29 protein-coding genes are annotated in these 25,734 nt (G+C 60.2%); 19 read left to right on the plus strand and 10 right to left on the minus strand.

Annotation, left to right across the window (positions count from 1 at the left end):
- Nucleotides 1–41 precede the first annotated feature (41 nt).
- Both ACJ8PE_RS13955 and ACJ8PE_RS13960 read left to right on the plus strand, forming a co-directional pair.
- Nucleotides 42–1,424 carry an MFS transporter gene (locus ACJ8PE_RS13955; protein WP_404769060.1) on the plus strand — a complete coding sequence of 461 codons (1,383 nt, stop codon included), beginning with the start codon at nt 42–44 and terminating at the stop codon, nt 1,422–1,424.
- The gene (locus ACJ8PE_RS13960; RefSeq protein WP_004928958.1) at nt 1,421–1,801 is read left to right on the plus strand and encodes a DUF4440 domain-containing protein; all 381 of its coding nucleotides are present in this window, start codon (nt 1,421–1,423) and stop codon (nt 1,799–1,801) included. Before ACJ8PE_RS13955 ends, ACJ8PE_RS13960 begins: the two co-directional genes overlap by 4 nt.
- 196 nt (nt 1,802–1,997) lie before the next feature.
- Here the strand turns inward: ACJ8PE_RS13960 and asr are convergent, their stop codons facing one another.
- Nucleotides 1,998–2,348 (minus strand): acid resistance repetitive basic protein Asr, encoded by a 351-nt coding sequence (asr, locus tag ACJ8PE_RS13965; RefSeq protein WP_103830240.1) that lies wholly within the window; start codon nt 2,346–2,348, stop codon nt 1,998–2,000.
- A gap of 229 nt (nt 2,349–2,577) precedes the next feature.
- Here asr and ACJ8PE_RS13970 point away from each other — a divergent pair, with 229 nt between their 5' ends.
- Nucleotides 2,578–2,886, plus strand: coding sequence for a DUF883 family protein (locus ACJ8PE_RS13970; RefSeq protein ID WP_004928950.1), 309 nt, complete (start codon nt 2,578–2,580; stop codon nt 2,884–2,886).
- 67 nt (nt 2,887–2,953) lie between these two features.
- Here the strand turns inward: ACJ8PE_RS13970 and pdxR are convergent, their stop codons facing one another.
- Nucleotides 2,954–4,378: a MocR-like pyridoxine biosynthesis transcription factor PdxR gene (gene pdxR / locus ACJ8PE_RS13975; RefSeq protein WP_404769058.1), complete on the minus strand. Its 1,425-nt coding sequence runs from the start codon at nt 4,376–4,378 to the stop codon at nt 2,954–2,956.
- A 95-nt stretch (nt 4,379–4,473) separates the two neighbouring features.
- Here pdxR and ACJ8PE_RS13980 point away from each other — a divergent pair, with 95 nt between their 5' ends.
- From ACJ8PE_RS13980 to nrdF, 5 genes are all read left to right on the plus strand, one after another.
- Nucleotides 4,474–4,905, plus strand: coding sequence for a carboxymuconolactone decarboxylase family protein (locus ACJ8PE_RS13980; protein WP_042785242.1), 432 nt, complete (start codon nt 4,474–4,476; stop codon nt 4,903–4,905).
- A gap of 272 nt (nt 4,906–5,177) precedes the next feature.
- On the plus strand, nt 5,178–5,408 hold the full coding sequence (locus ACJ8PE_RS13985; RefSeq protein WP_033644148.1) for a redoxin NrdH: 231 nt from the start codon (nt 5,178–5,180) through the stop codon (nt 5,406–5,408).
- Between the two features lie 9 nt (nt 5,409–5,417).
- Nucleotides 5,418–5,822 carry a class Ib ribonucleoside-diphosphate reductase assembly flavoprotein NrdI gene (nrdI, locus tag ACJ8PE_RS13990; RefSeq protein ID WP_004928930.1) on the plus strand — a complete coding sequence of 135 codons (405 nt, stop codon included), beginning with the start codon at nt 5,418–5,420 and terminating at the stop codon, nt 5,820–5,822.
- Complete coding sequence (nrdE, locus tag ACJ8PE_RS13995; RefSeq protein ID WP_071845116.1) at nt 5,804–7,948, plus strand: class 1b ribonucleoside-diphosphate reductase subunit alpha; 2,145 nt, start codon at nt 5,804–5,806, stop codon at nt 7,946–7,948. Before nrdI ends, nrdE begins: the two co-directional genes overlap by 19 nt.
- 8 nt (nt 7,949–7,956) lie before the next feature.
- A complete protein-coding gene (gene nrdF / locus ACJ8PE_RS14000; RefSeq protein ID WP_033639549.1) occupies nt 7,957–8,928 on the plus strand; it encodes a class 1b ribonucleoside-diphosphate reductase subunit beta in 972 nt (323 codons plus the stop codon).
- Between the two features lie 43 nt (nt 8,929–8,971).
- Here nrdF and ACJ8PE_RS14005 read toward each other — a convergent pair whose 3' ends face one another.
- The 4 genes from ACJ8PE_RS14005 to ACJ8PE_RS14020 all read right to left on the minus strand — a co-directional run bounded on the left by ACJ8PE_RS14005 (nt 8,972) and on the right by ACJ8PE_RS14020 (nt 10,623).
- Nucleotides 8,972–9,259 (minus strand): type II toxin-antitoxin system RelE/ParE family toxin, encoded by a 288-nt coding sequence (locus tag ACJ8PE_RS14005; RefSeq protein WP_033639548.1) that lies wholly within the window; start codon nt 9,257–9,259, stop codon nt 8,972–8,974.
- Nucleotides 9,259–9,546: a CopG family ribbon-helix-helix protein gene (locus tag ACJ8PE_RS14010; protein WP_033639547.1), complete on the minus strand. Its 288-nt coding sequence runs from the start codon at nt 9,544–9,546 to the stop codon at nt 9,259–9,261. Before ACJ8PE_RS14010 ends, ACJ8PE_RS14005 begins: the two co-directional genes overlap by 1 nt.
- Nucleotides 9,547–9,623: 77 nt before the next feature.
- On the minus strand, nt 9,624–9,818 hold the full coding sequence (locus ACJ8PE_RS14015; protein ID WP_046897850.1) for a DUF1289 domain-containing protein: 195 nt from the start codon (nt 9,816–9,818) through the stop codon (nt 9,624–9,626).
- A gap of 64 nt (nt 9,819–9,882) precedes the next feature.
- Nucleotides 9,883–10,623, minus strand: a complete 741-nt coding sequence (locus ACJ8PE_RS14020; RefSeq protein ID WP_197793470.1) for an SDR family oxidoreductase — start codon at nt 10,621–10,623, stop codon at nt 9,883–9,885.
- A 102-nt stretch (nt 10,624–10,725) separates the two neighbouring features.
- Here ACJ8PE_RS14020 and ACJ8PE_RS14025 point away from each other — a divergent pair, with 102 nt between their 5' ends.
- A complete protein-coding gene (locus ACJ8PE_RS14025; protein WP_195880653.1) occupies nt 10,726–11,619 on the plus strand; it encodes a LysR family transcriptional regulator in 894 nt (297 codons plus the stop codon).
- Between the two features lie 12 nt (nt 11,620–11,631).
- Here ACJ8PE_RS14025 and ACJ8PE_RS14030 read toward each other — a convergent pair whose 3' ends face one another.
- Nucleotides 11,632–12,576 (minus strand): MBL fold metallo-hydrolase, encoded by a 945-nt coding sequence (locus ACJ8PE_RS14030; protein WP_197793472.1) that lies wholly within the window; start codon nt 12,574–12,576, stop codon nt 11,632–11,634.
- A gap of 206 nt (nt 12,577–12,782) precedes the next feature.
- Between ACJ8PE_RS14030 and ACJ8PE_RS14035 the strand changes: the two genes are divergently transcribed.
- Nucleotides 12,783–13,754, plus strand: a complete 972-nt coding sequence (locus ACJ8PE_RS14035; RefSeq protein WP_047025553.1) for a patatin-like phospholipase family protein — start codon at nt 12,783–12,785, stop codon at nt 13,752–13,754.
- Between the two features lie 96 nt (nt 13,755–13,850).
- On the opposite strand, the gene ACJ8PE_RS14040 is transcribed toward ACJ8PE_RS14035, so the two are convergent.
- Complete coding sequence (locus tag ACJ8PE_RS14040; protein WP_033644155.1) at nt 13,851–15,206, minus strand: 2-hydroxycarboxylate transporter family protein; 1,356 nt, start codon at nt 15,204–15,206, stop codon at nt 13,851–13,853.
- 326 nt (nt 15,207–15,532) lie between these two features.
- Here ACJ8PE_RS14040 and ACJ8PE_RS14045 point away from each other — a divergent pair, with 326 nt between their 5' ends.
- Nucleotides 15,533–17,125 carry an ATP-binding protein gene (locus ACJ8PE_RS14045; protein WP_033644156.1) on the plus strand — a complete coding sequence of 531 codons (1,593 nt, stop codon included), beginning with the start codon at nt 15,533–15,535 and terminating at the stop codon, nt 17,123–17,125.
- 33 nt (nt 17,126–17,158) lie between these two features.
- On the plus strand, nt 17,159–17,845 hold the full coding sequence (locus tag ACJ8PE_RS14050) for a response regulator (RefSeq protein WP_033644157.1): 687 nt from the start codon (nt 17,159–17,161) through the stop codon (nt 17,843–17,845).
- 16 nt (nt 17,846–17,861) lie between these two features.
- Here ACJ8PE_RS14050 and ACJ8PE_RS14055 read toward each other — a convergent pair whose 3' ends face one another.
- Entirely contained in the window at nt 17,862–18,125 is a 264-nt protein-coding gene (locus ACJ8PE_RS14055; protein ID WP_197760270.1) for a hypothetical protein, read from the minus strand.
- Nucleotides 18,126–18,251: 126 nt separating this feature from the next.
- On the opposite strand from ACJ8PE_RS14055, the gene proV reads away from it, so the two are divergent.
- From proV to proX, 3 genes are all read left to right on the plus strand, one after another.
- Nucleotides 18,252–19,454: a glycine betaine/L-proline ABC transporter ATP-binding protein ProV gene (gene proV, locus ACJ8PE_RS14060; protein WP_197760271.1), complete on the plus strand. Its 1,203-nt coding sequence runs from the start codon at nt 18,252–18,254 to the stop codon at nt 19,452–19,454.
- Nucleotides 19,447–20,553 carry a glycine betaine/L-proline ABC transporter permease ProW gene (proW, locus tag ACJ8PE_RS14065; RefSeq protein ID WP_042785249.1) on the plus strand — a complete coding sequence of 369 codons (1,107 nt, stop codon included), beginning with the start codon at nt 19,447–19,449 and terminating at the stop codon, nt 20,551–20,553. The genes proV and proW overlap by 8 nt, the downstream gene beginning before the upstream one ends.
- A gap of 69 nt (nt 20,554–20,622) precedes the next feature.
- Nucleotides 20,623–21,624 (plus strand): glycine betaine/L-proline ABC transporter substrate-binding protein ProX, encoded by a 1,002-nt coding sequence (proX, locus tag ACJ8PE_RS14070; protein WP_197793474.1) that lies wholly within the window; start codon nt 20,623–20,625, stop codon nt 21,622–21,624.
- Between the two features lie 30 nt (nt 21,625–21,654).
- Here the strand turns inward: proX and ACJ8PE_RS14075 are convergent, their stop codons facing one another.
- On the minus strand, nt 21,655–22,533 hold the full coding sequence (locus ACJ8PE_RS14075) for a LysR family transcriptional regulator (RefSeq protein ID WP_197793475.1): 879 nt from the start codon (nt 22,531–22,533) through the stop codon (nt 21,655–21,657).
- A 105-nt stretch (nt 22,534–22,638) separates the two neighbouring features.
- Between ACJ8PE_RS14075 and ACJ8PE_RS14080 the strand changes: the two genes are divergently transcribed.
- The 4 genes from ACJ8PE_RS14080 (at nt 22,639) to mprA (ending at nt 25,724) form a co-directional block, all read left to right on the plus strand.
- A complete protein-coding gene (locus ACJ8PE_RS14080) occupies nt 22,639–23,838 on the plus strand; it encodes an MFS transporter (RefSeq protein WP_197760274.1) in 1,200 nt (399 codons plus the stop codon).
- Between the two features lie 121 nt (nt 23,839–23,959).
- Nucleotides 23,960–24,706, plus strand: coding sequence for an AzlC family ABC transporter permease (locus ACJ8PE_RS14085; RefSeq protein ID WP_197793476.1), 747 nt, complete (start codon nt 23,960–23,962; stop codon nt 24,704–24,706).
- The gene (gene ygaH, locus ACJ8PE_RS14090) at nt 24,696–25,043 is read left to right on the plus strand and encodes an L-valine transporter subunit YgaH (protein ID WP_197760276.1); all 348 of its coding nucleotides are present in this window, start codon (nt 24,696–24,698) and stop codon (nt 25,041–25,043) included. The genes ACJ8PE_RS14085 and ygaH overlap by 11 nt, the downstream gene beginning before the upstream one ends.
- A gap of 162 nt (nt 25,044–25,205) precedes the next feature.
- The gene (gene mprA, locus ACJ8PE_RS14095) at nt 25,206–25,724 is read left to right on the plus strand and encodes a transcriptional repressor MprA (protein WP_004928879.1); all 519 of its coding nucleotides are present in this window, start codon (nt 25,206–25,208) and stop codon (nt 25,722–25,724) included.
- Nucleotides 25,725–25,734: the final 10 nt, after the last annotated feature.

The raw sequence follows: 25,734 nt of genomic DNA on the forward strand, positions 1-25,734 counted from the left end.
TTTTCCCCCCGATACACTGCTCGCCTTCAACCGGAGGCACCATGTCTTATCGCAGCAAAGTGGCAATCGTCTATCTGCTCGGCTTTTTCGTCGATCTGATCAATATGTTTATCGCCAACGTCGCCTACCCCGCCATCGGCCAGGCGATGGGGGCATCGGTCAGCCAACTGGCGTGGGTCAGCAACGGCTATATTCTCGGCCTGACGCTGGTGATCCCGCTCAGCGCCTGGCTGGCGCAGCGCATCGGCGGGCGGCGAGTGTTCCTGCTGTCGCTGACGCTGTTCATGCTGGCCACCCTCGGCGCGGGCAACGCCGACAGCATCGGCGCGCTGATCGGCTGGCGCACCCTGCAAGGCATGGGCGGCGGTTTGCTGATCCCCATCGGCCAGACCCTGACCTATCAGCTGTACCGCAGCCATGAACGCGCCGGGCTGTCGGCGGCCATCATGTTGGTGGGGCTGCTGGCGCCGGCGCTGTCACCGGCGCTGGGCGGCTGGCTCGTCGATCGGTTGGACTGGCGCTGGGTGTTTTTCGCCAACCTGCCGCTGGCGGCCCTGGCCCTGGCGCTGGCGGCGTTGTGGCTACGTGCGGAAGCGCCGACGGCGGCGCGCAAACCGCTCGACGCGACAGGATTACTGAGCGCCTGCGCGGCGCTGACGCTGCTGCTGCTCGGCCTGACCCGGCTGAGCGAAGCCGGTCATCAGGTTTCCGGCGCGGCGCTGCTGGCCGCCGGCCTGCTGGTGCTGGCCTATTATCTGCGCCATAGCCTGCGCACCCCGCAGCCGCTGCTGAACCTGCGGCTGGTCGGCGATCCGCTGCTGCGCAACGCCATGGCGGTTTATTTGTGCATTCCCGGCCTGTTCATCGGCGTCAGCCTGGTGGCGATGCTGTATTTGCAAAACCAGTTGGGGATGCCCGCCGCGCAGGTCGGCGGCCTGATGCTGCCCTGGGCGCTGGCGTCGTTCCTGGCCATCACGTTGACCGGCAAAAGCTTTAATCGCCTCGGCCCGCGGCCGCTGCTGATCGCCGGCTGCCTGTTGCAAGGCGCCGGCATGCTGACGCTGGCGCAGATCGATCAGGCCGGGCAGCACGCGTTGCAGATCGCCGCCTTCGCCCTGATGGGGTTCGGCGGCAGCCTGTGTAGCAGCACCGCGCAGAGCAGCGCGTTTCTGCAGATCCCCGACGGCCAATTGGCGGACGCCAGCGCACTGTGGAATATCAACCGCCAGCTCAGTTTTTGCCTCGGCGTGGCGCTGCTCAGCCTGCTGCTGAATCTGCTGCTGACCGGGTTGCCGCCCGCGGCGGCTTACCGAACCTGCTTCATTCTGGCGGGCGCCAGCACACTTATCCCGCTGTTACTGTGTCTGCGCCTCGCCAACCGCGCCATCGTGCGCCAACTCAACGCTCAACAGGATGCTTTATGAACCCGTATTTTACCGAAGTGATCGACGCCCACATCGCCATTGAACGCTGGCTGGGCAAAGGCGCCGGAGAGGAGCAAGCGCTGCTGGCGCGCTTTACGCCGGATTTCAGCATGATAGCGCTGAACGGCGCCCCGCTGGATTTCACCGCGCTGTGCGCTTTTTTCCGCGCGCATCGCGCCGCCAAACCGGGACTGGAAATCGAGATAGAAGAGATGAAGCTGGTGGCCGAATGGCCGACTGGCGCGGTAGTCAGCTACCGGGAAAAACAGAGTCTGCCGGGGCAAAGCGCCACGCTGCGCTACTCCACGGTGGTGTTTGAACGCCTGCCCGACGCGCTCGGCTGGCGGCATTTGCACGAAACCGCCGCGGCGCAATAATTACAGGAAGCTGCCGGCCAGAAACAGTTCCCAACCGACGATCACCCCGCACAGGGTTACCGCGCTGAAAATGACTTCAAACAGATAGCGATGGATCATCGTGAGTAGCCTCAAAAGAAGACACCCGGAAAGACCGGGTGTCTGGAATACGGGCTGTAGAGTGCGGAACCTTGTCGGTTCCGCAAACATCACTTAATTAAGCTTTTTTAGCGGCTTTTTTGTGGTGTTTTTTAGCGGCCTGAGCTTTCTGCACTGGCGCTTTTTTGTGGTGTTTTTTAGCAGCCTGGGCTTTCTGAGCTGGCGCTTTTTTGTGGTGCTTTTTAGCGGCCTGAGCTTTCTGGGCTGGCGCTTTTTTGTGGTGCTTGGCTTTCTTGTGGTGCGTTGCTTTAGCTGGCGCTTTTTCAGCAGCAGCCGCTGGCGCAGCGGTAGTGGTGGTCGCAGCTGGCGCGGTGGTGGTAGCCGGAGCAGTAGCTGCAGTATCAGCAGCGAAAGCAACAGAAGACAGACCCATAGTGGCAGCAACGATCAGCGCTAATACTTTTTTCATCTTTAAATCCTCAGAGTGTTGTTTCGGTAAGCTCCGGTGGAGCCGTTGAAACAGATACTAGTGGAATCAAACGGCCGTTTCCGTGAGTGATTGGTTTCGCCGAGTAACCAAATGTACAAAGCCCAGGTGCCGGCAAACACCTGCGTGACGGCGGTTTTTTTCCGTGATCGGCCACACAAATCTCGGCATGGTCTACACTTAAAAGACATGTGTCGAAATGGAGAGCTGAATGTTTAAGAAAGCGGAAAGAACAGAACGCGATATCGATCAGGATGTGACTCTGTTGGCCGATACGCTGGATGAAGTGTTGCGCGAGTCCGGTGACAAGACCAAAGAGGAACTGAAAGAGCTGCACAGCAAGGCGAAAGGCGTGCTGCGCGACGCGCGAGCGCGATTCAACGGCTCCACCAGTCTGACACAACATGCGCGCGACGCGGTCGATCAAGCCGACAGCTATGTGCGTGACAAACCTTGGCAGGGCGTAGGGATCGGTGCCGCCGTCGGCATCGTGCTCGGCGTGCTGCTGGCCCGGCGTTAACACCCCTGCAGTCATAAAGATAAAACAGATGTGCGTCTGGCCCGCGGAAATCGCGGGCCGTTTAATTTTAGCGAAACAGCTGCGCCAGCCCCTGTACCGCCCGCTCCGCCTCCTCTCGCCGACTGAAATTGGCGAACCCCAGCAGTAACCCTTGCCCCGCCGGATGGTCGATTCGCCAGTCAGACAACGCCTGCACCGCCAGCCCCTGCTGCCAGGCTTGCGCCGCCAACGGCGCATCCGCCAAGCCGTCGCGCAGCCGGGCCAACAGCTGAATGCCGCCCTGTTGCGGCACCGTCGTCAGCCACGCCTCCAGCTGCCGCTCCAACGCCAGCGTCAGCCACTCGCGCCGCTGGCGGTACAACAGTCGCATGCGTTTCAGGTGGCGATAGAAATGCCCTTGCCGGATAAAATCCGCCACGCCGGCCTGCAGCAGCGGCGGGCAACCGCAGCCGCGCAGCCGGCTGCTGCGCGCAAAGGCCTCCGTGAGGCCGACGGGCACCACTAAATAAGCCATGCGCAGCGCCGGGAACAGCGTTTTGCTGAAGGTGCCGGCATACAGCACCCGCCCCTGAACATCGAGGCTTTTCAGCGGCGGCAGCGGCCGCCCGTGATAGCGAAACTCGCTGTCGTAGTCATCCTCGAGGATCCAGGCCCCGCGCTGCTGCGCCCAGTCGAGCAGCGCCACCCGCCGCGCCAGGCTGAGCGAGACGCCGAGCGGGCTTTGATGGGTCGGCGTCACCACCGCCAGCCGCGCCTCAGGCTCCGTCAGCATACCCGCAGCCACGTCCATCCCCTGTTCATCCACCGGCACGGCGACCGGCCTGACACCGGCGGCCCGCAACAGCGGGCGCGTGACCGGATAGCCGGGATCTTCGATCCATACCGCGTCGCCGGCATGCAACAGCGTCTCCGTCACCCAGTCCAGCAACGCCGGATAACCGGCGCAGAGGAAAATTTGCTCCGGCCGGCAGCTGATGCCGCGCGACAAATGCAGATAATGGGCGATCGCCTCACGCAGTTCAGGCAGGCCGCCGGCCGGCGGCAGCGCCAGGGAAGCCGCCGTGGAACCGCGCAGCTGGCGGGCGACAATGCGCTGCCACAGCGCGCGGGGAAACGCATCCAGCGCCGGCACGCCCAGTTGGAAAGGCTGCAGCATGCCCTGCGGCTGCAGCGGATCGGGCGCCATCGCCGCCAGCGGCGGCGCAGCGGGCATCGCGCCCGGCGGCATGTGCGGCAACTGCGGCGAGACATAGGTGCCCGCCTGCCCCCGGCTCTGCAATAAACCTTCGGCAATAAGTTGCGCGTAGGCGCTTTCCACCGTGGCGCGCGCCACGCCCAGATCGCTCGCCAACCCGCGCACCGAAGGCAGCCGGCTTCCCGCCGCCAGGCTGCCCTGGGCGATGGCGTCTTTAATCCGCTGGTAAATCTGCCGGTACAGCGGCTCGGCGAGCCGGCTGTCCAGCCGCAATGAAGTCAGGAACGGTGGCATCATGGCCCGGTTAAATAATCATTTTATGGCCCTATAGCATAGACCATAAGGCCGCTAAAGTAGCGCCATGATTTCGTTACTATCGATTGAGGTTGACCATGATTAAGCCACGTTTGAACTATGCCGAGCTGGCGCCCGCCCCGTACAAAAATATGGTGAGCGCGCTGATGGCGCTGGAGAAAGGCGCCCTGGACAAAGCGACCATCGAGTTGATGTTTATGCGCGTTTCGCAGATCAACGGCTGCGCCTACTGCCTGGACATGCACGGCAAAGCGCTGCGCGAAAGCGGCTTCAGCCATGCCAAGCTGGATACGTTGGCGGGCTGGCGCGTCAGCCATGAATTCAGCGAGCGTGAACGCGCGGCGCTGGAGTGGGCCGAGTCGGTTACGCTGATCGCCGCCACCGGCGCGCCGGACAGCGCTTTCGAGGCGCTGAAGGCGCACTTCAGCGATACCGAGATCGCCGATCTGACCTTCGCCATCAGCATCATGAACGCCTTCAACCGGCTGGCCGTCAGCATGCGTCAGTAATGCGCTCGCCTCCCCCTCTTGACTCTGAGGGGGAATTTCACACCCGCAAAAATTTTTCCCCTCGCCTTTTCCAGCCCCGGCGCGGCCTGCGCGCAAAACCCGACAAACCACCATATATAGCGTGGTTGATAAAACAAATATCAACATATAGTATTTTATGGGTCAGCCGCAGGGAATGTTGTTCGGCTGATAACGCCGTCAGAAACGCCAGGAACAATGCTCCGTTCTCTGACTTGTCCGCCTTTCCTTCAGCCTAAAGGTAAATGCGAATCATGAGCATTATTATTTACAGTAAGCCGGACTGTGTCCAGTGCAACGCCACCTATCGCGCATTTGATAAACAGGGGATTGATTATCAGGTGATCGACCTCACCCAGGATCCGCAGGCGCTGGACCACGTTAAATCCTTAGGTTATCAGCAAGTTCCGGTGATTATCGCCGGTGACGATCACTGGGCCGGTTTCCGGCCGGACAAAATCGGCGCGCTGGCGCTCACCTGCTGAGGCCCGACGATGAATCCGCTGGTCTATTTCTCCAGCAGCTCGGAGAACACCCACCGATTCGTTGAGAAACTGGGCCTGCCGGCGATCCGCATTCCGATCGCCGGCGCCCGCAGCAAATTGCTGATGGAACAGCCCTATATCTTGATCGTGCCCAGCTATGGCGGCGGCAGCGCCGTCGGCGCGGTGCCGATCCAGGTGATCCGCTTTCTCAACGTTCCGCAAAACCGTTCATACCTGCGCGGCGTCATCGCCGCCGGGAACACCAACTTCGGCGCAGCGTACGGCATCGCCGGCGACATCATCGCCAAAAAATGCCAGGTGCCTTTCTTGTACCGCTTCGAGCTGCTCGGCACTACGCAAGACGTTGAAAACGTTAGACAGGGAGTAACCGCATTTTGGCAACGACAGAACTGACCAGGCCCGAGACGGGCGCGCTGGATTACCATTCGCTCAACGCGATGCTCAATCTTTACGATGCGGAAGGCCGGATCCAGTTCGATAAAGATCGGCTGGCGGCGCGGCACTACTTCCTGCAGCACGTCAACCAAAACACCGTGTTCTTCCATAACCTGGAGGAAAAGCTGCGCTATCTGGTGGAAGAAGGCTACTACGAGCCGCAGGTGCTGGCGCAGTACGAATTCCCGTTTATCAAGCAGCTGTTCCAGCAGGCCTACGCCAAAAAATTCCGCTTCGAGACTTTCCTCGGGGCCTTCAAGTACTACACCAGCTATACGCTCAAAACCTTCGACGGCAAGCGCTATCTGGAACGCTACGAAGACCGGGTGTGCATGGTGGCGCTGACGCTGGCGGCGGGCGACACCGCCCTGGCGCAGGATCTGGTGGAAGAGATGATTTCGGGCCGCTTCCAGCCGGCCACGCCGACCTTCCTCAACTGCGGCAAACGCCAGCGCGGTGAGCTGGTCTCCTGCTTCCTGCTGCGCATCGAAGACAATATGGAATCGATCGGCCGGGCGGTGAACTCCGCGCTGCAGCTGTCGAAACGCGGCGGCGGCGTGGCCTTCATGCTGAGCAACATTCGCGAGGTGGGCGCGCCGATCAAACGCATCGAGAACCAGTCCTCCGGCGTCATTCCGATCATGAAAATGCTCGAAGACGCCTTCTCCTACGCCAACCAGCTCGGCGCGCGCCAGGGGGCGGGCGCGGTGTATCTCAACGCCCACCACCCGGATATCCTGCGTTTTCTCGACACCAAGCGGGAAAACGCCGACGAGAAGATCCGCATCAAAACGCTGTCGCTGGGGGTGGTGATCCCGGATATCACCTTCGAACTGGCGAAGAACAACGAAGAAATGTACCTGTTCTCGCCCTACGACGTCGAACGGGTGTATGGCACGCCGCTGTCTGAAATCAGCGTCAGTGAAAAATACCGCGAGATGGTGGACGACAAGCGCATCCGCAAGTCGCGCATCAACGCGCGCGAGTTCTTCCAGGTGCTGGCGGAGATCCAGTTCGAATCCGGCTATCCCTACGTCATGTTCGAGGACACGGTCAACCGAGAGAATCCGATCGCCGGGCGCATCAACATGAGCAACCTGTGTTCGGAAATCCTGCAGGTCAACCGCGCCAGCACCTATCACGAAGATCTGAGCTACGATCGCATCGGCAAAGATATCTCCTGCAACCTCGGCTCGCTGAACATCGCCAAAACCATGGACGCGCCGGACTTCGGCAAGGCGATCGAGACCGCGATCCGCGCGCTGACCGCGGTGGCCGACATGAGCGATATCCGCTCGGTGCCGTCGATCGCCGAAGGCAACCGCAGCGCCCGCGCCATCGGTCTGGGCCAGATGAACCTGCACGGTTACCTGGCGCGCGAGCGCATCTTCTACGGTTCGGAAGAAGGCATCGACTTCACCAATCTCTATTTCTATACCGTGGCCTATCACGCCATCCGCGCCTCGAACCGGCTGGCGATCGAACGCGGCGGCGCGTTCGACGGCTTTGAGCACTCGCGCTATGCCAGCGGCGAGTACTTCGACAAATACACCGAACGCGACTGGCTGCCACAGACCGAGCGGGTGCGCGAGCTGTTCGCCGCCGCCGGCATCGCCATTCCGGGCCGCGATGAGTGGCGCGCGCTGCGCCAGTCGGTGATGATGCACGGGCTGTACAACCAGAACCTGCAGGCGGTGCCGCCGACCGGTTCCATCTCGTACATCAACAACGCCACCTCCAGCATCCATCCGATCGTCTCGCGCATCGAGATCCGCAAGGAAGGCAAGATCGGCCGCGTTTACTATCCGGCGCCGTACATGACCAACGACAACCTGGCGTATTACCAGGATGCCTACGAGATTGGCCCGGAAAAAATCATCGATACCTATGCCGCCGCGACGCAACACGTCGATCAGGGGCTGTCGCTGACGTTGTTCTTCCGCGATACCGCCACCACCCGCGACATCAACCGCGCGCAGATCTACGCCTGGCGCAAAGGCATCAAAACCATTTACTACATCCGCCTGCGCCAGATGGCGCTGGAAGGCACCGAGGTGCAGGGCTGCGTGTCCTGCGCGCTGTGAGGCAACTTATGACGACCGTAACATCGGCGCCGCTGGTGCGCGCCATCAACTGGAACATCATCGAAGACGACAAGGATCTGGAGGTGTGGAACCGCCTGACCTCCAACTTCTGGCTGCCGGAGAAGGTGCCGCTGTCCAACGATATCCCCTCCTGGGCCACGCTGACACCGAAGGAGCAGCAGCTGACCATTCGGGTGTTCACCGGGCTGACGCTGCTGGACACCATCCAGAACACCGTCGGCGCGCCGGCCCTGATCGCCGATGCGCTGACGCCGCACGAAGAGGCGGTGTACTCCAACATCAGCTTTATGGAGGCGGTGCACGCCCGCTCTTACAGCTCAATCTTCTCTACCCTGTGCCAAACGCCGGACGTGGATGACGCCTATCGCTGGAGCGAGGAAAACCGCGCGCTGCAGAAGAAAGCCGGCATCATTCTGGCGCACTACCGCAGCGACGATCCGCTGCTGAAAAAAGTCGCCAGCGTGTTCCTCGAGTCGTTCCTGTTCTATTCGGGCTTTTACCTGCCGATGTACTGGTCCAGCCGCGCCAAGCTGACCAACACCGCCGATCTGATCCGCCTGATCATTCGCGACGAGGCGGTGCACGGCTACTATATCGGCTATAAGTTCCAGAAAGGGCTGGAGAAAGTGGACGCCGCACGGCGCCAACAGGTGAAAAATTTCGCCTTCGATCTGATGCAGGACCTGTACGACAACGAGGTGCGCTACACCGAGGAACTGTACGACGGCGTCGGCTGGACGGAAGACGTGAAGACCTTCCTGCACTATAACGCCAACAAAGCGCTGATGAACCTGGGGTATGAAGCGCTGTTCCCACCGGCGATGGCGGAGGTCAACCCGGCGATCCTGTCGGCGCTGTCGCCAAACGCCGACGAAAACCACGACTTCTTCTCCGGTTCAGGGTCGTCCTACGTCATCGGCAAGGCGGTCAACACCGAGGATGAGGACTGGGATTTCTGAGGACATGACAGCGATGCCGGTCTTTCAGGCCGGTATCGTGCATTCAATACCCTTGTTCTTTCTGACTGCGGATCGCCAGAACAAACGCCGTATCGATATCAGGAATGTATTTGTAGAGCGCCAAATAACCGCGAGCTTGCTGCCCAATAATCAATTCACGCAGCCCTGCGCCAAGGGACCGTCCGATCAATGGATTATGTTCCAATACCGCAATTGCCTGGATGATTTCCTGAATGCGCCGCCCTGAATCCGCAGCGCCATACTGAGCCAAATGAGCGAGAATACGTTCGATATCATCCCTGACCTCTGGCGCCAACTCGACATTTGCCATCAGCGCCCCAATTTTTTAACCGGAGGTTTGACAGCGGCAGTATCACCCGCTGCGTAATTTTCCAAATAACCGCGCATCTCTTTCCAAGAGACCGTCTCTCCCGTCGCAATTATCTTGGCATAGCGTTTTTCCGCTTCATTCTCAAAGTCGCGGCGCAACTCTTCCTGCTGCGTTTTCTCCGCTATTGCCTGCAAAATAAAGCTGTGAGACGTTACGCCAACCTGCTCGGCGACGGCAGCGACTCGGGCTTTAAGCTCATCTGGAATACGAATGGTCGTCGTCGACATAATCGCTCCTAACGTCGGTCAATCACATGTAGCTCAATTGTGCTACATGCAGTCAGGCAGCGCAATAATGCAGAGGATTATTTCACCGATTGACGCAGCTCTAGCCGCCGCCAGATAGCGCGTTTCTCCGCGTCGCTGGCGGTCGGCCAGGCGGCGATCTCCGCCCGCGTGCGCCGGCATCCGCGGCACTGCTGGGTTTCGTCGTCGATCCGACACAGGCTGACGCAGGGCGACCTGACGCCGGGATGAAACTGCTGATTGTCGCCCGCCATACGCTGCCCTTGATGTGATGAGTTCCGCCACAGGATACCCGATCCTGCGGCGGCGCGTCGTCAATCAGATGATGCCGCCGTTGGCGCGCAGGGTTTGGCCGTTGATCCAGCCGCCGTCGGCCCCCGCGAGGAAGGCCACCACTGCAGCGATATCGTCCGGCGTGCCCAGGCGCTCCAGCGGCGCCATCTTCGCCAGCCGCTCGATAAGCTCCGGGGTTTTGCCGTCGAGGAACAAACCGGTGGCGGTCGGTCCCGGCGCGACGGCGTTCACCGTGATATTGCGGCCGCGCAGCTCTTTCGCCAGCACGCTGGTCAGCGCTTCGATCGCCGCCTTACTGGCGGCATACATGCCGTACCCCGGCTGCAGCAACCCCACCACGCTGGAGGAGAAGTTGATGATGCGGCCATTGTCGCGCAGGCGCTTCGCCGCCTCGCGCATCGCATTGAAGCTGCCTTTCAGATTGATGTCGAGCAGGCGATCCACGTCTTCGTCACGCATGTCCGCCACCGGCGCCAGCGCGATCACCCCGGCGTTATTGACCAGCACGTCGACGCCGCCAAACGCCTGTTCGGCGCTGTCGAACAGGCGGGCGACCGCAGATGCATCGCTGACGTCGGCTTTGACGCTCAAGGCGCGGCCGCCGCCCTGTTCAATCTTGCGCACCAGCTCATCGGCCGGCGCCGGGTTGCCTGAATAGTTAATGATGACGGTAAAACCGTCGGCGGCCAGACGCTCGGCGATGGCCGCGCCGATACCGCGCGATGCGCCGGTGACGATGGCGACGCGTTGAGTCGCGTGATTCATGGATATCTCCTCATCGGGTTAATGTACTGTCATCATGCACCTTTCGGTACAGCGAATAATCCCCTATTCTTCGTCATCACTATCCGAAATAAGCGAACAATTATGGACAGAATCGACGCCATGCGTCTGTTCACCCGCGTGGTAGAACAACGCAGCTTCACCCAGGCGGCGCAGGATCTGAACTTGCCGCGCTCCACCGTGACCGACGCCATCAAACAGCTCGAAGCCCGGCTGCAGGTCAGGCTGCTGCAACGCACCACCCGCCACGTCAGCCCGACGCTGGACGGCGAAGCCTACTATCAGCGTTGCCTGAGCATTCTGGCGGACATCGAAGAGGCGGAGATGGCATTCGCCGGCGCCAAACCGCGCGGGTTGCTGCGCATCGACGTACACGGCACGCTGGCGCGCCATTTTCTGTTGCCCGATTTGCCGGATTTTTTGGCGCAATACCCGGATATCGAGCTCTATATGAGCGAAGGCGATCGGCTGGTGGACGCGCTGCGGGAAGGCATCGACTGCGTGGTGCGCGTCGGCACACTGCGGGACAGCGACATGGTGGCGCGCCGCCTGGGCGAGCTGGAAGAGGTGACCTGCGCCGCCCCGGCCTACCTGCAGCGCTTCGGCACGCCGCAAAGCCTGGACGATCTGCGCCATCACCGCATGGTGGGCTTTCGCTCTTCGGCGACCGGTGCGCTGATGCCGCTGGCGTTCACGGTGACGGGGCAAGCGCAGCCCATCACGCTGCCGGCGACGGTATCGGTCAGCGCGGCGGAGAGCCTGGTCGCCGCCGCCCGCGCCGGGTTGGGCATCATTCAGGTGCCGCGCTATCACCTGCGCGGCGATCTGGCCGACGGCAGCCTGTTGCCGCTGCTGCCGGATTGGCCTTCTCCTCCGATGCCGGTCTCGCTGCTTTATCCGCGCAACCGCCAGCTGTCGCCGCGGGTGCGCGTGTTTCTCGATTGGTTCAGCCGGGTGTTCGCCGAGCGGAACCGATAACAAGAACGTGCGTTACAGCGCGCCGTAGTTCAACGGCACCCAGGTGTAACCGTCGCCCTGGCGGTTCAAATACCCCAACCCCGGGAACGACAGGTGTGCGCCCCCCACCAGCTCGCTCTGCCGCGCGCTGTCACCAAATATCCGCAGCCGCTGAGCGACCGCCGCCTTGGCGTCATTATCAAAGCTGATAGCCACCTTCGGATGCGGCATCTGCACCGCCGCCACGTGGATCAGATCCCCCAGCAGCAACAGCTTCTGGCCCTGGCTGGTCACCTGATACACGCTATGTCCCGGCGTATGGCCGTGGGCGGCAAAGGCGGCAATGCCCGGGGAAAGCTCACCGTCGCCGCTGAACGGCTTAAAGTGGCCGGCCGCCTGATACGGCTTGATCACTGCCTGAGCCCTTTCGAAGTTGCTTTTACTGCCCGCGCTAGCCTGTTTCAGTTTGTCCGCGCTTAGCCAGAAGTCCGCGTCCTGGCTGGCGGCGCGCACCACCGCATTGGGGAATACCGCCTTGCCGTCGTGCGTCAGGCCGCCGAGGTGGTCCGGGTGCATGTGGGTCAGGTAGATCTCATCCACCTGCTCCGGCTGGTAGCCCGCCGCACGCAGGTTATCCACCAGCTTGCCCAGGCCGTCGCCCAGCAGTTGGCCGGCGCCGCTGTCGATCATCACCAGCTTGTCGCCGGTATTGATCAGATAAGCATTGACCGACGTGACCACCGGCAGGCTTTGATGCTGCTCGGCTACCCCGGCGGCGATCTGCTGCGGCGTACGGCCCAGTAACAGCTTATCCGCCGGCAAGCGAATAATGCCGTCGGACAACGCGGTCACTTCAAAGCTGCCCAGCATGATGCGGTAAAATCCCGGCGTCGGGGTTTTGGCCTGCGGCGCGGCGGCGGCGGCCTGTAACGACATAACGGCCAGCGCCGCGCCCAACAGACAACGTTTCCAGAACATGATGACTCCTTGTGAGAATTGAACAGCGCTAAGTATTGACGCAAAAAGTCCGATGCGCCTGTTTAATAAATGCCTTTGATAAATATATAAATAATATATTCATTATGAATAATTTTGTTTGCCAAGCCACACAACCCCAATCCATATTTTCTCGTGCGCCGCTTCGTTATTTTTCTTACTCCCTAAACCACGAGTAAGGAAATATGATGAGCTATCAATTCGAAAACCTGGTCTTTGAAGGCGGCGGCGTAAAAGGCATCGCCTATGGCGGCGCACTGGAATTGCTGGAGGCCAAAGGCATCATGCCGCAGATCAAGCAAACCTCCGGCGCCTCAGCGGGCGCTATCGCCGCGCTGCTGGTCGGGCTGGGCTGCAGCTCGGCCGACGTGACCAAGATTCTGTCGGCGATGGATTTTAAAAAATTCCTCGATTATAACGGCGGTTTTTTCGGCACGCTCCAGGACGCCTATCGCCTGTTCAATCAATACGGCATCGCGCCCGGCGATTATTTCTATCAATGGTCACGCGATATTATCAAACAATATACCGGCAACCCGGATATTACCTTCGAACAGTTCGAAGCGATGAAAACGGCGAAAGGGTTCAAGTCGATTTACTTTATCGGCGCCAACCTCAACAGCGGCCAGCGCGAAGTCTATTCGCATCGCACCACGCCGCGCATGAAAGTGGCGGATGGCCTGCGCATTTCGATGTCGTTCCCGTTCGCCTTCGTGGCGAAGAAAAATGCCCTGGGCGACCTGTGCATCGACGGCGGCATGATCGACAACTACCCGGTGCGGCTGTTCGACTATGACTTCTCCGCCACGCCGCCTTACATCGACAGCACCAGCCAGCGCATCAACACCCGTACGCTGGGCATTCGCCTGGACTCCGCCAGTGAAATCGCTCAGGCCGCCGGTCAGGCCGGCCCGCGCACGCCGGTCAACAACCTGTTTGATTTCACCCTGGCGGTGGCCAACGTGATGCTGGACATCCAAACCAAGGTGCATCTGGACAGCGATGACTGGAAGCGCACCGTGTATGTCGACACGCTCGACGTCGGCACGCTGGAGTTCGGCATCAGCGAGGAGAAGAAACGCGCGCTGATCGAATCCGGCCGTCGCGGCGTAGAGCGCTACTTCGCGTGGTATGACGCCGCCATGAAGCAAGCGGCATAACCGGCAGTTCCCCGCCCGCGCGTCAGGCCGGCGCGCGGGCAAAAAAATCCCCGCGGGGGCGGGGAAAGGCAAAGTAACGCTAAGGATTTATAGGAGTTATACGAAGAACTTGGCCAACACCAGCAGCGACAGCGAAACGTTGATAGCGCCGCCGATACGGGTTGCGATCTGGGCGAACGGCATCAACGACATGCGGTTGCCAGCGGTGAGGATCGCGACGTCGCCGGTCCCGCCCTGCCCGCTCTGGCAGCAGGAGACGATCGCCACGTCGATAGGATGCATGCCGATTTTCTTGCCGACGAAGAAACCGGTCGCTACCAGCGCGCTGACGGTGGTGACGATCACGATCAGATTCTGTACGGTGAACGCGTCCACCAGTTCCTGCCACGGCGTGATGGCTACCCCGACGGCGAACAGGATGGGATAGGTCACGGCGGTGCGGAAGAATTTGTACACCACCTGCGAGCCTTCCTGAATGCGCGGCGACACCCCGTGCGCCAACTTCACCGCCACGGCGGCGAACAGCATGCCCACCGGCGCCGGCAGGCCGATCAGACGGTGCAGCAGCATGCCCACCATATACAGCAGAATGGCCAACAGCGCGCCGCAGGCGATGGTGCTGACGTCCACCTTGCCACTGATTTTTTCCACCGCGCTCATGTCGCTTTCACCCTGCTTGCTCGGCATCAGGCTGCCTTCGCCGGTCAGGTGCGGATAACGCTTGCCCAGCTGGTTGAGCAGGCCGGCGATGACGATAGCGGTCAGGCTGCCGAGCATCACGATAGGCAGAATGCGCCCCAGCGCCACGCCCTGCTCCATGTGCAGGATCGCGGCATAGCCCATCGACAGCGGGATCGCCCCTTCACCTACGCCGCCGGCCATGATCGGCAGGATCAGGAAGAAGAAGATCTGGAACGGTTCCAGGCCCAGCGCCATGCCGACGCCCATCCCCACCAGCATGCCGACGATCTCGCCGCACAGCATCGGGATGAAGATGCGCAGGAAGCCCTGGATCAGCACCTGGCGGTTCATGCTCATGATGCTGCCGACGATGATGCAGCAGATGTAGAGGTAAAGAATGTTGGTCGATTTGTAGAACTTGGTGGTCGACTCCACCACCACGTCCGGCAGCAGGCCATAGTGCACCAGCGCGGAAGGAATGAAGGTGGCGCAGATCGCCGCCGCGCCCATTTTGCCGATCAGCGGCAGGCGCTTGCCGAATTCGCCGCAGGCGAAACCGAAGAACGCCAGGGTGGCTACCATCACCACGATATCGCTCGGCAATTTGCCTTCCAGGCAGTCGAGCAGAATCAACACGCCGGCCAGAATAAAGAACGGTAACGGAATAATCCCTACTTTATAATTATCCAGTATCCGCCACCATTTCTCACGCAGAGGAATATCAGCGGCCTTGTCTTTGGCTACGAGGTAAGAATCATCTGTTGTGCTCATAATCTGGCCTCTTATTAGTTTGTTCAGCCATCATAGAGAAGCGCACGGATTATCTGCTGTGATTATGTTCAAAATTAAAAAGGGTTTTTAATGGTGGTTATGGTTTCTATGGGGTTAATTAAGATTATGTAAAAATCAGCGTGGTTTTAATGGCGTTAATACCGTTTTTATTTTAAAGCTTATCAACTTTATCGCAGACGAACAATTCTCGTCCGGTTCACTCTAATCCCGTGTGAGGGATCACAAGTTGATCGGGCGCAATATTACACACCCCGTATCTCGTGATAGGGTAAGGCTTCAGGATCTCTTTACGGTGAAGCTCCGCCATGCGCCTTAAACTCTCATTTCAAATCAAGCTGTTTCTGTGCCTGGTGGCCTTCTCCTGCCTGCTGCTGAGCTGCATCGGCGCCTACACCTATTACCAGCTGGATGCGCAGCTGCACCGCGATCTCGGCGCCCGCGCCCAGGTGCAGGCGCGTGAAATCGCCCTTATCCCTTCGTTGGTGGATGCCGTAGAAAAAAACGACGCCGCCAGGATCGCTGCGTTGATGAAAAAAATCCGCGCCAGCAGCGACGCCAGCTATATCGTCATCGGTGATAATCATGCCCGTCATCTCTATCATTCCGAATATGAGGGCCGCCTGGGCACGCCGATGATCGGCGGCGATAATAAAGAAGTATTGGAAGGAAAAAGCATTATTTCCATTCGCAAGGGCGGCATCGGCGTTTCATTACGCAGCAAGGCGCCGATTCTGGATGAAAATAATCACGTCATCGGCATCGTTTCCGTCGGCTATTTGAAATCGCATATCGATAATTTAAATGCCAGGACATTAACGCAAATTATCGGTTCCATCGTGCTGCTGCTGATCGCCCTGTTCGTTTTTTCCTGGCTGCTGTCGAAAAACCTCAAACGCCAAATGTTCTGGCTGGAGCCGAAAGAGATCGCGCTGCTGGTGCGCCAGCAAAAAGCGCTGCTGGAAGCCATCTATGAGGGCGTGATCGCCATCGATCCGCAGCTGCGGATCATCACCATCAACCATGCGGCGCGTGAGCTGTTGGATCTGCATCAGCCCGCCACCGGCCTGCTGGGCCGGCCGATCGGCGACGTGATCCAGGCCCAGCCGGACTTTTTCGCCGTCGCGCACTTGGAACACGACACCCATGACGAGGTGTGCCGCTTCAACCACGTGCGGGTGATCGCCAGCCGGGTGCGCATCATGCAGGAGCAGGAGCTGCAAGGCTGGGTGATCAGCTTCCGTGACAAGAACGATATCAATACCCTGAGCAGCCAGCTCAGCCAGGTGAAACGCTATGCCGACAACCTGCGCATCATGCGCCACGAGCAGCTGAACTGGACCGCCACGCTGGCCGGGCTGCTGCATATGCAGCGCTACGACGAGGCCATCCGCTATGTGGAAGCCCAGTCGGAGGGGGCGCAGGAGATCCTCGATTTCATCTCGCAGCGCTTCAGTTCGGCGGCGCTGTGCGGGCTGCTGCTGGGCAAATACTCCAGCGCCAGAGAGAAAGGCATCGAACTGCGTTTCGATCCGGCCTGCCAGCTGCGGCAGATCCCGGCGGCGCTGAATGAGACCGAACTGATGTCGATCGTCGGCAACCTGCTGGATAATGCGGTGGAGGCGACGCTGCACTGCCCGGCTCCGCACGACGCGATCGAACTCTATATCAGCGACGGCAGCGACGAGCTGGTGATCGAGGTGGCGGATCGCGGTACCGGCATCGCCGAGGAGATTCGTGATACGCTGTTTGAACAGGGCGTGACCACCAAAGCGGATAAAAGCGACCACGGCATCGGCCTGCATCTGGTCGCCAGCCACGTGGCGCAGGCGCACGGCAGCATAGAAGTGTCGGACAACGAGCCGCACGGCGCGATATTCTCTATATTTATCCCTAAATAAAACCCATAACCCGATTTTTTTGAGCACCCGATTATGTCACACCAAACACTGGACGTTCTGATCGTGGAAGATGAGCCGCAACTGGCGACGCTGCACGCAGAGTTCATCGAGAAAAATTTCAACCTGCGGGTGGTGGCCTACGCCGCCACGCTGGCCGAAGCGCGGGCCAAAGCCAACGAGCATCAGCCGCGGCTGATCCTGCTGGACAACTTTCTGCCGGACGGCCAGGGCATTGAGCTGATGGAAGAACCGGCGGTAAAGAATCCCGCCTGTTCGGTGATTTTCATCACCGCCGCCAGCGACATGCATACCTGCAGCCAGGCGATCCGCAACGGCGCCTTCGACTACATCATCAAGCCGGTGTCTTACAAACGGCTGCGCAACTCGCTCGAGCGCTTCATGCAGTTCGTGCAGACCCAGCGCACCTTCAAAATCATCGATCAGGACAATGTCGATGCGCTGTACAACCTGCAGTCGAAGCAGTTCTCCAGCGAACCGAGCGCCAAAGGCATAGAAACCAACACGCTGGAGCTGGTGCAGGCGCTGTTTATCGCCCAGCCGGCGGTGGCGCATGCGGTGGAAGACGTGGTCGAACAGGTCGGCATCAGCAAAACCACCGCTCGCCGTTATCTGGAATATTGCGTCGCCACCCAGTTCGTGCGGGTGGAGATGCTGTACGGCAATATCGGCCATCCGCGCAGGCTGTATCGCAAGGCCTGAGGCTGCCATCTGGCTGTCATACTAAGGCGATAACATGACGCCCGACGATATCCCCCTCGATATCGGCACCTGTCGTTAAAACTGATGAAATATTGATGACTTTTGCCCGGCCTCTGGTCGGGTTTTTTATTATCCGAACGGCAGGCGCGGCGCCAAAATATTTCTCTGCGCCACACCGTATTATTTCCCCAAAAACCAAACCATTATGGCGAATAATGGCCGTCAATTTTGAGTCACGGGCCAAATTACCATAACTAATTAAAACCTTGATGTAAACCACTAATATCCCATTTAAATGACATTGAGGGTTGTTTCAGATATTCACTGTGTTAGGGTAAAAAGCTCTTTCATTTTGCTAAGGACAGCCCATAACGCTTTAATTAAACCAGAGGAAACAGCAAATTGCATGGCAATTAAACTCGAAGTAAAGAACCTGTATAAGATATTTGGCGAGCACCCGGAACGCGCATTCAAACTGCTGGATAAAGGTCTGACAAAAGATCAGCTGTTTGAAAAAACCGGCTTATCGCTCGGCGTAAAAGACGCCACTCTGGCCATTGAAGAAGGCGAGATATTTGTCATCATGGGGCTCTCCGGTTCCGGCAAGTCCACCCTGGTACGCCTTCTCAATCGTCTGATAGAACCCACCCGCGGTCAGGTGCTGATCGACGGTGAGGACATCGCCAAAATATCCGACACCGCGCTGCGCACCGTGCGGCGAAATAAGATCAGCATGGTATTTCAGTCATTCGCGCTAATGCCGCATATGAATGTTCTGAATAATACCGCCTTTGGCATGGAATTAGCCGGAATACCGCTGCAGGAACGCCAGGGAAAAGCGCTGGACGCCCTGCGTCAGGTCGGGCTGGAAAATTATGCGCTGTCTTATCCGGATGAATTATCCGGCGGCATGCGTCAGCGCGTGGGATTAGCCCGCGCGATGGCCAATAACCCGGATATATTATTGATGGACGAAGCCTTCTCGGCGCTCGATCCGTTAATTCGCACCGAAATGCAGGATGAGCTGGTGAAATTACAGGCTCAGCATCAGCGCACCATCGTGTTTATTTCCCACGATCTGGACGAAGCGATGCGCATTGGCGATCGCATCGCCATCATGCAGGGCGGCGAGGTGATCCAGGTCGGCACGCCGGACGAGATCCTCAATAATCCGGCCAACGACTACGTGCGCACCTTCTTCCGCGGCGTGGACATCAGTCATGTGTTCAGCGCCAAGGATATCGCCCAGCGGCGTCCGGTGACGCTGATCCGCAAAACCCCCGGTTTTGGCCCCCGCTCGGCGCTGCAGCTGCTGCGCGATGAGGACCGTGATTATGGTTATGTTGTTGAACGCGGGAAGAAATTTATCGGCGTGGTGTCGATAGAGTCGCTGAAAAAGGCGCTGTCCGCCAATCAAACGCTGGACGATGCCTTGCTTGAGGCCCCCGCCGCCGTGCCGGCCGACACGCCGCTCAGCGATCTGATCTCCCTGGTTGCCCAGGCGCCGTGCGCGGTGCCGGTAGTGGGCGAAGAACATAACTATCTCGGCATCATCTCCAAGGCCATGCTGCTGCAGGCGTTGGACAAGGAGGGCTCAGCCAATGAGTGATACCACGCAAACCCAAGATCCCTGGGCTACCGCACCGGCCGATGCCGGCGCTGCCCCAACTCACGATGCCGCCGCCAACGCCGGCGACGCCTGGTCCAGCGCGCCGCCGCCGGCCGCTCATGACGCCGCCGGGCAAGGCGCCGATTGGCTCAGCAGCGCCCCGGCGCAGCCTGAGCACTTCAGCCTGCTTGATCCGTTCCACAAAGCCTGGGTGCCGTTTGATTCCTGGGTCACGCAAGGCATCGACTGGCTGGTGCTGCACTTCCGCCCGCTGTTCCAGGGCATCCGCGTGCCGGTAGACGTGATCCTGAGCGGCTTCCAGCAATTGCTGTTGGGCATGCCGGCGCCGATCGCCATTCTGGTGTTCTCGCTGGTCGCCTGGCAGATCGCGGGCCTCGGCATGGGCGCCGCGACGCTGCTCTCTCTGGTCGCCATCGGCGCCATCGGCGCCTGGTCGCAGGCGATGGTTACGCTGGCGCTGGTGCTGACCGCGCTGTTCTTCTGCATCCTTATCGGCCTGCCGCTCGGCATCTGGCTGGCGCGCAGCAAGCATGCCGCCAAAGTGATTAGGCCGCTGCTCGACGCCATGCAGACCACCCCGGCCTTCGTCTATCTGGTGCCGATCGTCATGCTGTTCGGCATCGGCAACGTGCCGGGCGTGGTGGTAACCATTATCTTCGCGCTGCCGCCGATCGTGCGTCTGACCATTCTTGGCATCAAGCAGGTGCCGGAGGATCTGATCGAGGCCGCCGAATCCTTTGGCGCCAGCCCGCGCCAGCTGCTGTTCAAGGTGCAGCTGCCGCTGGCGATGCCGACCATCATGGCCGGCGTGAACCAGACGCTGATGTTGGCGCTGTCGATGGTCGTCATCGCCTCGATGATCGCCGTCGGCGGTCTGGGCCAGATGGTGCTGCGCGGCATCGGCCGGCTGGATATGGGCCTGGCCGCCATCGGCGGGGTCGGCATCGTGATCCTGGCGATCATTCTCGATCGCCTCACCCAATCGCTGGGGCGCGATCGCCGCAGCAAGGGCATCGGCCGCTGGTACCGTCGCGGCCCCATCGGGCTGTTTACCCGTCCATTTATCAAACAAGCCTGACGCTTTTCCCGCCGGCGGCTGCGGCCCCGGCGGGCCAGGGCACCACCATATCAAAAGAGGGGAAACACTATGCGCATCACGGGCATCTGGGCTCTCGCCCTGACGACACTGATTGGCTCACAGAGCGCCATCGCGGCGGATTTACCCGGCAAGGGAATAGCGGTACAGCCGGTGCAAAGCACCATTTCCGAAGAGACGTTCCAGACGCTGCTGGTCAGCAAGGCGCTGGAAAAACTGGGTTACGACGTGAAGGAACCGCGCGAAGTGGATTACAACGTCGCCTACACCTCCATCGCCTCCGGCGACGCCACCTTTATCGCGGTCAATTGGGATCCGCTGCACGCCGATCAGTACAAGGCCGCCGGCGGCGACGCCAAGTTCTACCGCGAAGGCGTCTACGTCAACGGCGCCGCGCAGGGCTACCTGATCGACAAGAAAACTGCCGAGCAGTACCACATCACCAACGTCGAACAGCTCAAGGATCCCAAGATCGCCAAGCTGTTCGACACCAACGGCGACGGCAAGGCCGATCTGACCGGCTGCACCCCGGGCTGGGGCTGCGAGGCGGTGATCAACCATCACATCAAGGCCTATGGCCTGAGCAATACCGTCGAACACAACCAGGGCAACTACGCGGCGATGATCGCCGACACCATCACCCGCTACAAAGAGGGCAAACCGGTACTGTATTACACCTGGACGCCGTACTGGGTCAGCGATGTGATGGTGCCGGGCCGCGACGTGGTCTGGCTGCAGGTACCGTTCTCTTCCTTGCCGGGCGAGCAGAAGAACGTCGATACCAAGCTGCCTAACGGTGCCAACTACGGCTTCCCGGTCAACACCATGCGCATCGCCGCCAACAAGCAGTGGGCCGAAGCCAACCCGGTGGCCGCCAAGCTGTTCGCCATCATGAAGCTGCCGATCGCCGACATCAACGCGCAAAACCTGCGCATGCATGAAGGCCAGGCTTCGGAGGCCGACATCCAAAACCACGTCAACGGTTGGATCAAGGCGCATCAGGCGACCTTCGACGGCTGGGTGAAAACCGCCGCCGAAGCGGCGAAGCCGTAACCGATCGGGGGCGCCGCCTCTGCCGCGCCCCTACCCCGCCAGATCGATACCGCTGAACTGTAAAAAACGGGCGGCGGCGTTCGACAAGGGCTGTGGCCAGATGCAATACACCTGGCGCCGCGGCCCGTCTTCAATCGGAATCGACACCAGCGCGCTTAAGCGTTGCGCGGTCGAGATCGGTACGATGCCCGCCGCCAACCCGCGCCGCACCAAATTCTCCAGCCATTCGATATGATCAATCTCAAAACTGACGTGCCGGCGGATGCCCGCCGCCAGGAAGGCGCGATCGGTTTGGCGCCGCGCGCCGGTGCCGCTGTAGAAATCCACCAGCGGCATTTCCGCCAGCGCCTGCAGGTTCACCCGCTCACGGTTGGCCAGCGGGTGCTGCGGCGCCACCAGCGCCACCAGTGGCTCATCGGTCAACTGCCGGTGCGACATCGGCAGCAGATCGACATCGCCGGGCCAGATGCCGACGAACGCCATATCGCACTTCTGCTGACGCACATCCTCCAGCAGGGCTTCGCTCATGCCAACGTACAGGCGGATATTCACCGCCGGATAGTGGCGATGAAACTTGTCGAGTTTTTCGGTCAGATCAATCGCGTTTATGGTTGAAATCGTGCCGATGGTCAGGGTGCCGGACACCGCATCGCCGGCGGCGGTCACCTCCTCCACCAGCGCCTGCTGTGCCGCCAACAGTCGCTGCGCCGAGGGTATGAAAGCCTGGCCGGCGGGGGTCAAGCGCACCCGGCGCGAAGTACGTTCAAACAACGGACAGCCCAGCTCTTCTTCCAGTTTGGCGATCTGGTGGCTGAGCGCCGACTGCACCGTATGGCAGCGCTGCGCCGCCCGGGTGAAACTCTGTTCTTCCGCCACCGCCAGCGCATAGCGGATCTGTTTCAGGTTCATGGCATCTATCTTGAAATGAGATAAATCAAATGAAAATTATACATTGGTTTCCGGACGCGCGTTGCCGGATACTGCGCGCCATCTTCTTTCCGTGATGAAAAAACCATGAGCCAACAAAACGCCCATCCGGGCCTCAGCCCGGCGCTGACCGTGCTGATCGCCATCGCTACCGGCCTGGCGGTCGCCAGCAACTATTACGCGCAACCGCTGCTGGAAACCATCGCCACCGGTTTCAACCTGTCGGTCAATCAGGCCGGCTTTATCGTCACCGCTGCGCAGCTCGGTTACGCCACCGGCCTGCTGCTGCTGGTACCGCTCGGCGATATGTTCGAGCGCCGCGGGCTGATCGTGTTCATGACGCTGCTGGCCGCCGGCGGCATGCTGATCACCGCCACTTCCGCCACGCTGCCGATGATGATCCTCGGCACCGCGCTCACCGGGCTGTTCTCGGTGGTGGCGCAGATTTTGGTGCCGCTGGCCGCCACGCTGGCCCATCCGGAAAAGCGTGGCAAGACCGTCGGCATCATCATGAGCGGCCTGCTGCTCGGCATCCTGCTGGCGCGCACCGTCGCGGGCGCCTTGGCGTCGTTCGGCGGCTGGCGCACCATCTACTGGGTCGCCAGCGTGCTGATGATCCTGATGGCGCTGATCCTGTGGCGCGCGCTGCCGCGCTATAAGCAACACTCCGGGCTGAACTACCCGCAGCTGCTGGCCTCGATCTTCAGCCTGTTCTGCCGCACGCCGCTGCTGCGCACCCGCGCCATTCTCGGCGCCCTGTCGTTCGCCAACTTCAGCGTACTCTGGACCTCAATGGCCTTTCTGCTCGCCGCGCCGCCGTTCAACTATTCCGAAGGGGTGATCGGACTGTTCGGTCTGGTGGGCGCCGCCGGAGCGCTGGCCGCTTCGCGCGCCGGGCATCTGGCGGACAAAGGCAAGGCCGGGTTGACCACCACCGTCGGCCTGGTATTGCTGCTGCTGTCCTGGATACCTATCGCGCTGGCTAAACAATCGCTGTGGGCGCTGATCGCCGGCATCCTGATCCTCGATCTGGCGGTGCAGGCGGTACACGTCACCAACCAGAGCGTGATGTATCGCATCATGCCGGAGGCGCGCAACCGCCTGACCGCCGGCTACATGACCAGCTACTTTATCGGCGGCGCTCTCGGTTCGCTGCTCTCAGCCTCGGCCTATCAGCATGCCGGCTGGTACGGCGTAGCCGCCGTCGGCGGGGTGTTATGCCTGCTCAACCTGCTGACCTGGTGGCTCGGCAAGCACCACGATCCGCAGGGGCCGGCGACAATCTGATTATCGTGCAAATAGTCACTTAAGAAATTTATTAGCGGTGCAGGGTATAAACATTACTTACTCTCTGGTAATGTTCTGGGCATAAACTATTGACGACCTATCTACCCTGCGACCCACAACCATGCAAAGCCAAGCTGCAGACAGCCTCACTCCGCCCGCCGTCAGCGCCACCTTCGCCAACGGCGTCGTCGACAGTTTGCCGATCGTCATCGGGTACGTGCCGGTGGCGTTCGCCTTCGGCCTCAGCGCCGTCAAACTGGGCTTTTCCCCGCTGGAAAGCATTTTCTTCTCTTGCATCATCTACGCCGGCGCCAGCCAGTTCGTGATCACCGCCCTGCTGAGCGCCGGCATGTCGCTGTGGGTCTCCGCGCTGACGGTAATGGCGATGGACGTGCGCCACCTGTTGTATGGCCCGGCGCTGCGTCACCGCATCGTCTCGCGCCTGTCGCCCGGCAAAACGGCGCTGTGGGCCTTTGGCCTGACCGATGAGGTCTTCGCCGCCGCCACCGCCAGGCTGATGCGCAATAACCGCAGCTGGAGCGAAAACTGGATGCTGGGCATCGCGCTCTGTTCCTGGCTCTCCTGGGTGGCAGGCACCGCGCTCGGCGCGCTGTTCGGCAACGGCCCGCTGGAGCAGTTCCCGGTGATCGAAGCCTCGCTGGCCTTCATGCTGCCGGCGCTGTTTCTCAGTTTCCTGCTGGCCGCCTTCCGGCGCCCGCAGAGCCTGACCATTGCCGCCGCATTGGCCGGCGCGCTGCTCGGCGTGGTGCTGTTCTCCATTCCGGTCGCCATTTTGGCCGGCATCGGCACCGGCTGCGTCGCCGCCCTGTTCCAACCCCCGCACGCGGAGGCCAGCCATGAACACTGATGTGCTGGTGATCGGCCTGGTGGTGGGCTGCGCCAATTACCTGTTCCGTTATCTGCCGCTGCGGCTGGCGCCGACGCGCGCCCAGCCCGGCCTCAAACGCGGTAAAGCCGCCCTGTTGCTCGACAGCATCGGCATCGCCTCGATCTGCGCCCTGTTGGTGGTCTCCAGCACGCCGGTGGTGATGCGCGAACCGGACAAGCTGCTGCCGACGTTAGCGGGGTTCGCCGCGCTGGCGCTGTGCTTCTACCGCAGCAAAAGCATCATTCTGTCGACGCTGCTCGGCGCGACGGCTTTTGGCGCCACATTAAAATTGTTAATGTTTTTCGGCCCTGGCTGACGTTGCCTCCGACCGTTTGGCTTCGCACTGGCGTTTTCAGGCGTCACATCTTTACAAACACTGACAAATGACACGAATTGCTAAATTATCCGCACGGCTGAACATTTACATTATTTGTCACCGTCGTTACTATCTCGAACGAAATTAATGAGGCCCTAAATTATGGAAAGCTCGTTTGCCCCCATAGAACAAATGCTGAATTTCCGCGCCACGCGGCAGAAAGATTTCCCTTATCAGGAAATCCTGCTGACCCGTCTGTGCATGCACATGCAAGGCAAGCTGCTGGAAAATCGCAATAAGATGCTGAAAGCGCAGGGGATTAACGAAACACTGTTTATGGCGCTGATTACCCTGGATGCGCAGGAAAGCCACAGCATCCAACCTTCTGAGCTAAGCTCTGCCCTGGGCTCCTCGCGCACCAATGCGACCCGCATCGCCGACGAGCTGGAGAAGCGCGGCTGGATCGAGCGCCGGGAAAGCGACAACGATCGCCGCTGCCTGCATCTGCATCTGACGCCGCAGGGGGAAGAATTTCTCAGTCAACTGCTGCCGCCGCAGCACCAATGTCTGCATTTCCTGTGGTCCACGCTGACCGACGATGAGCAAAAACAGCTGGAACAGCTGACGCGCAAATTGCTGGCACGTCTGGATCAAATGGAAATCACAGAACAGTTACCCTAATTCACAATTT

The organism is Serratia sp. CY74737 (genome assembly GCF_052166775.1).
Lineage (GTDB): Bacteria > Pseudomonadota > Gammaproteobacteria > Enterobacterales > Enterobacteriaceae > Serratia > Serratia ureilytica.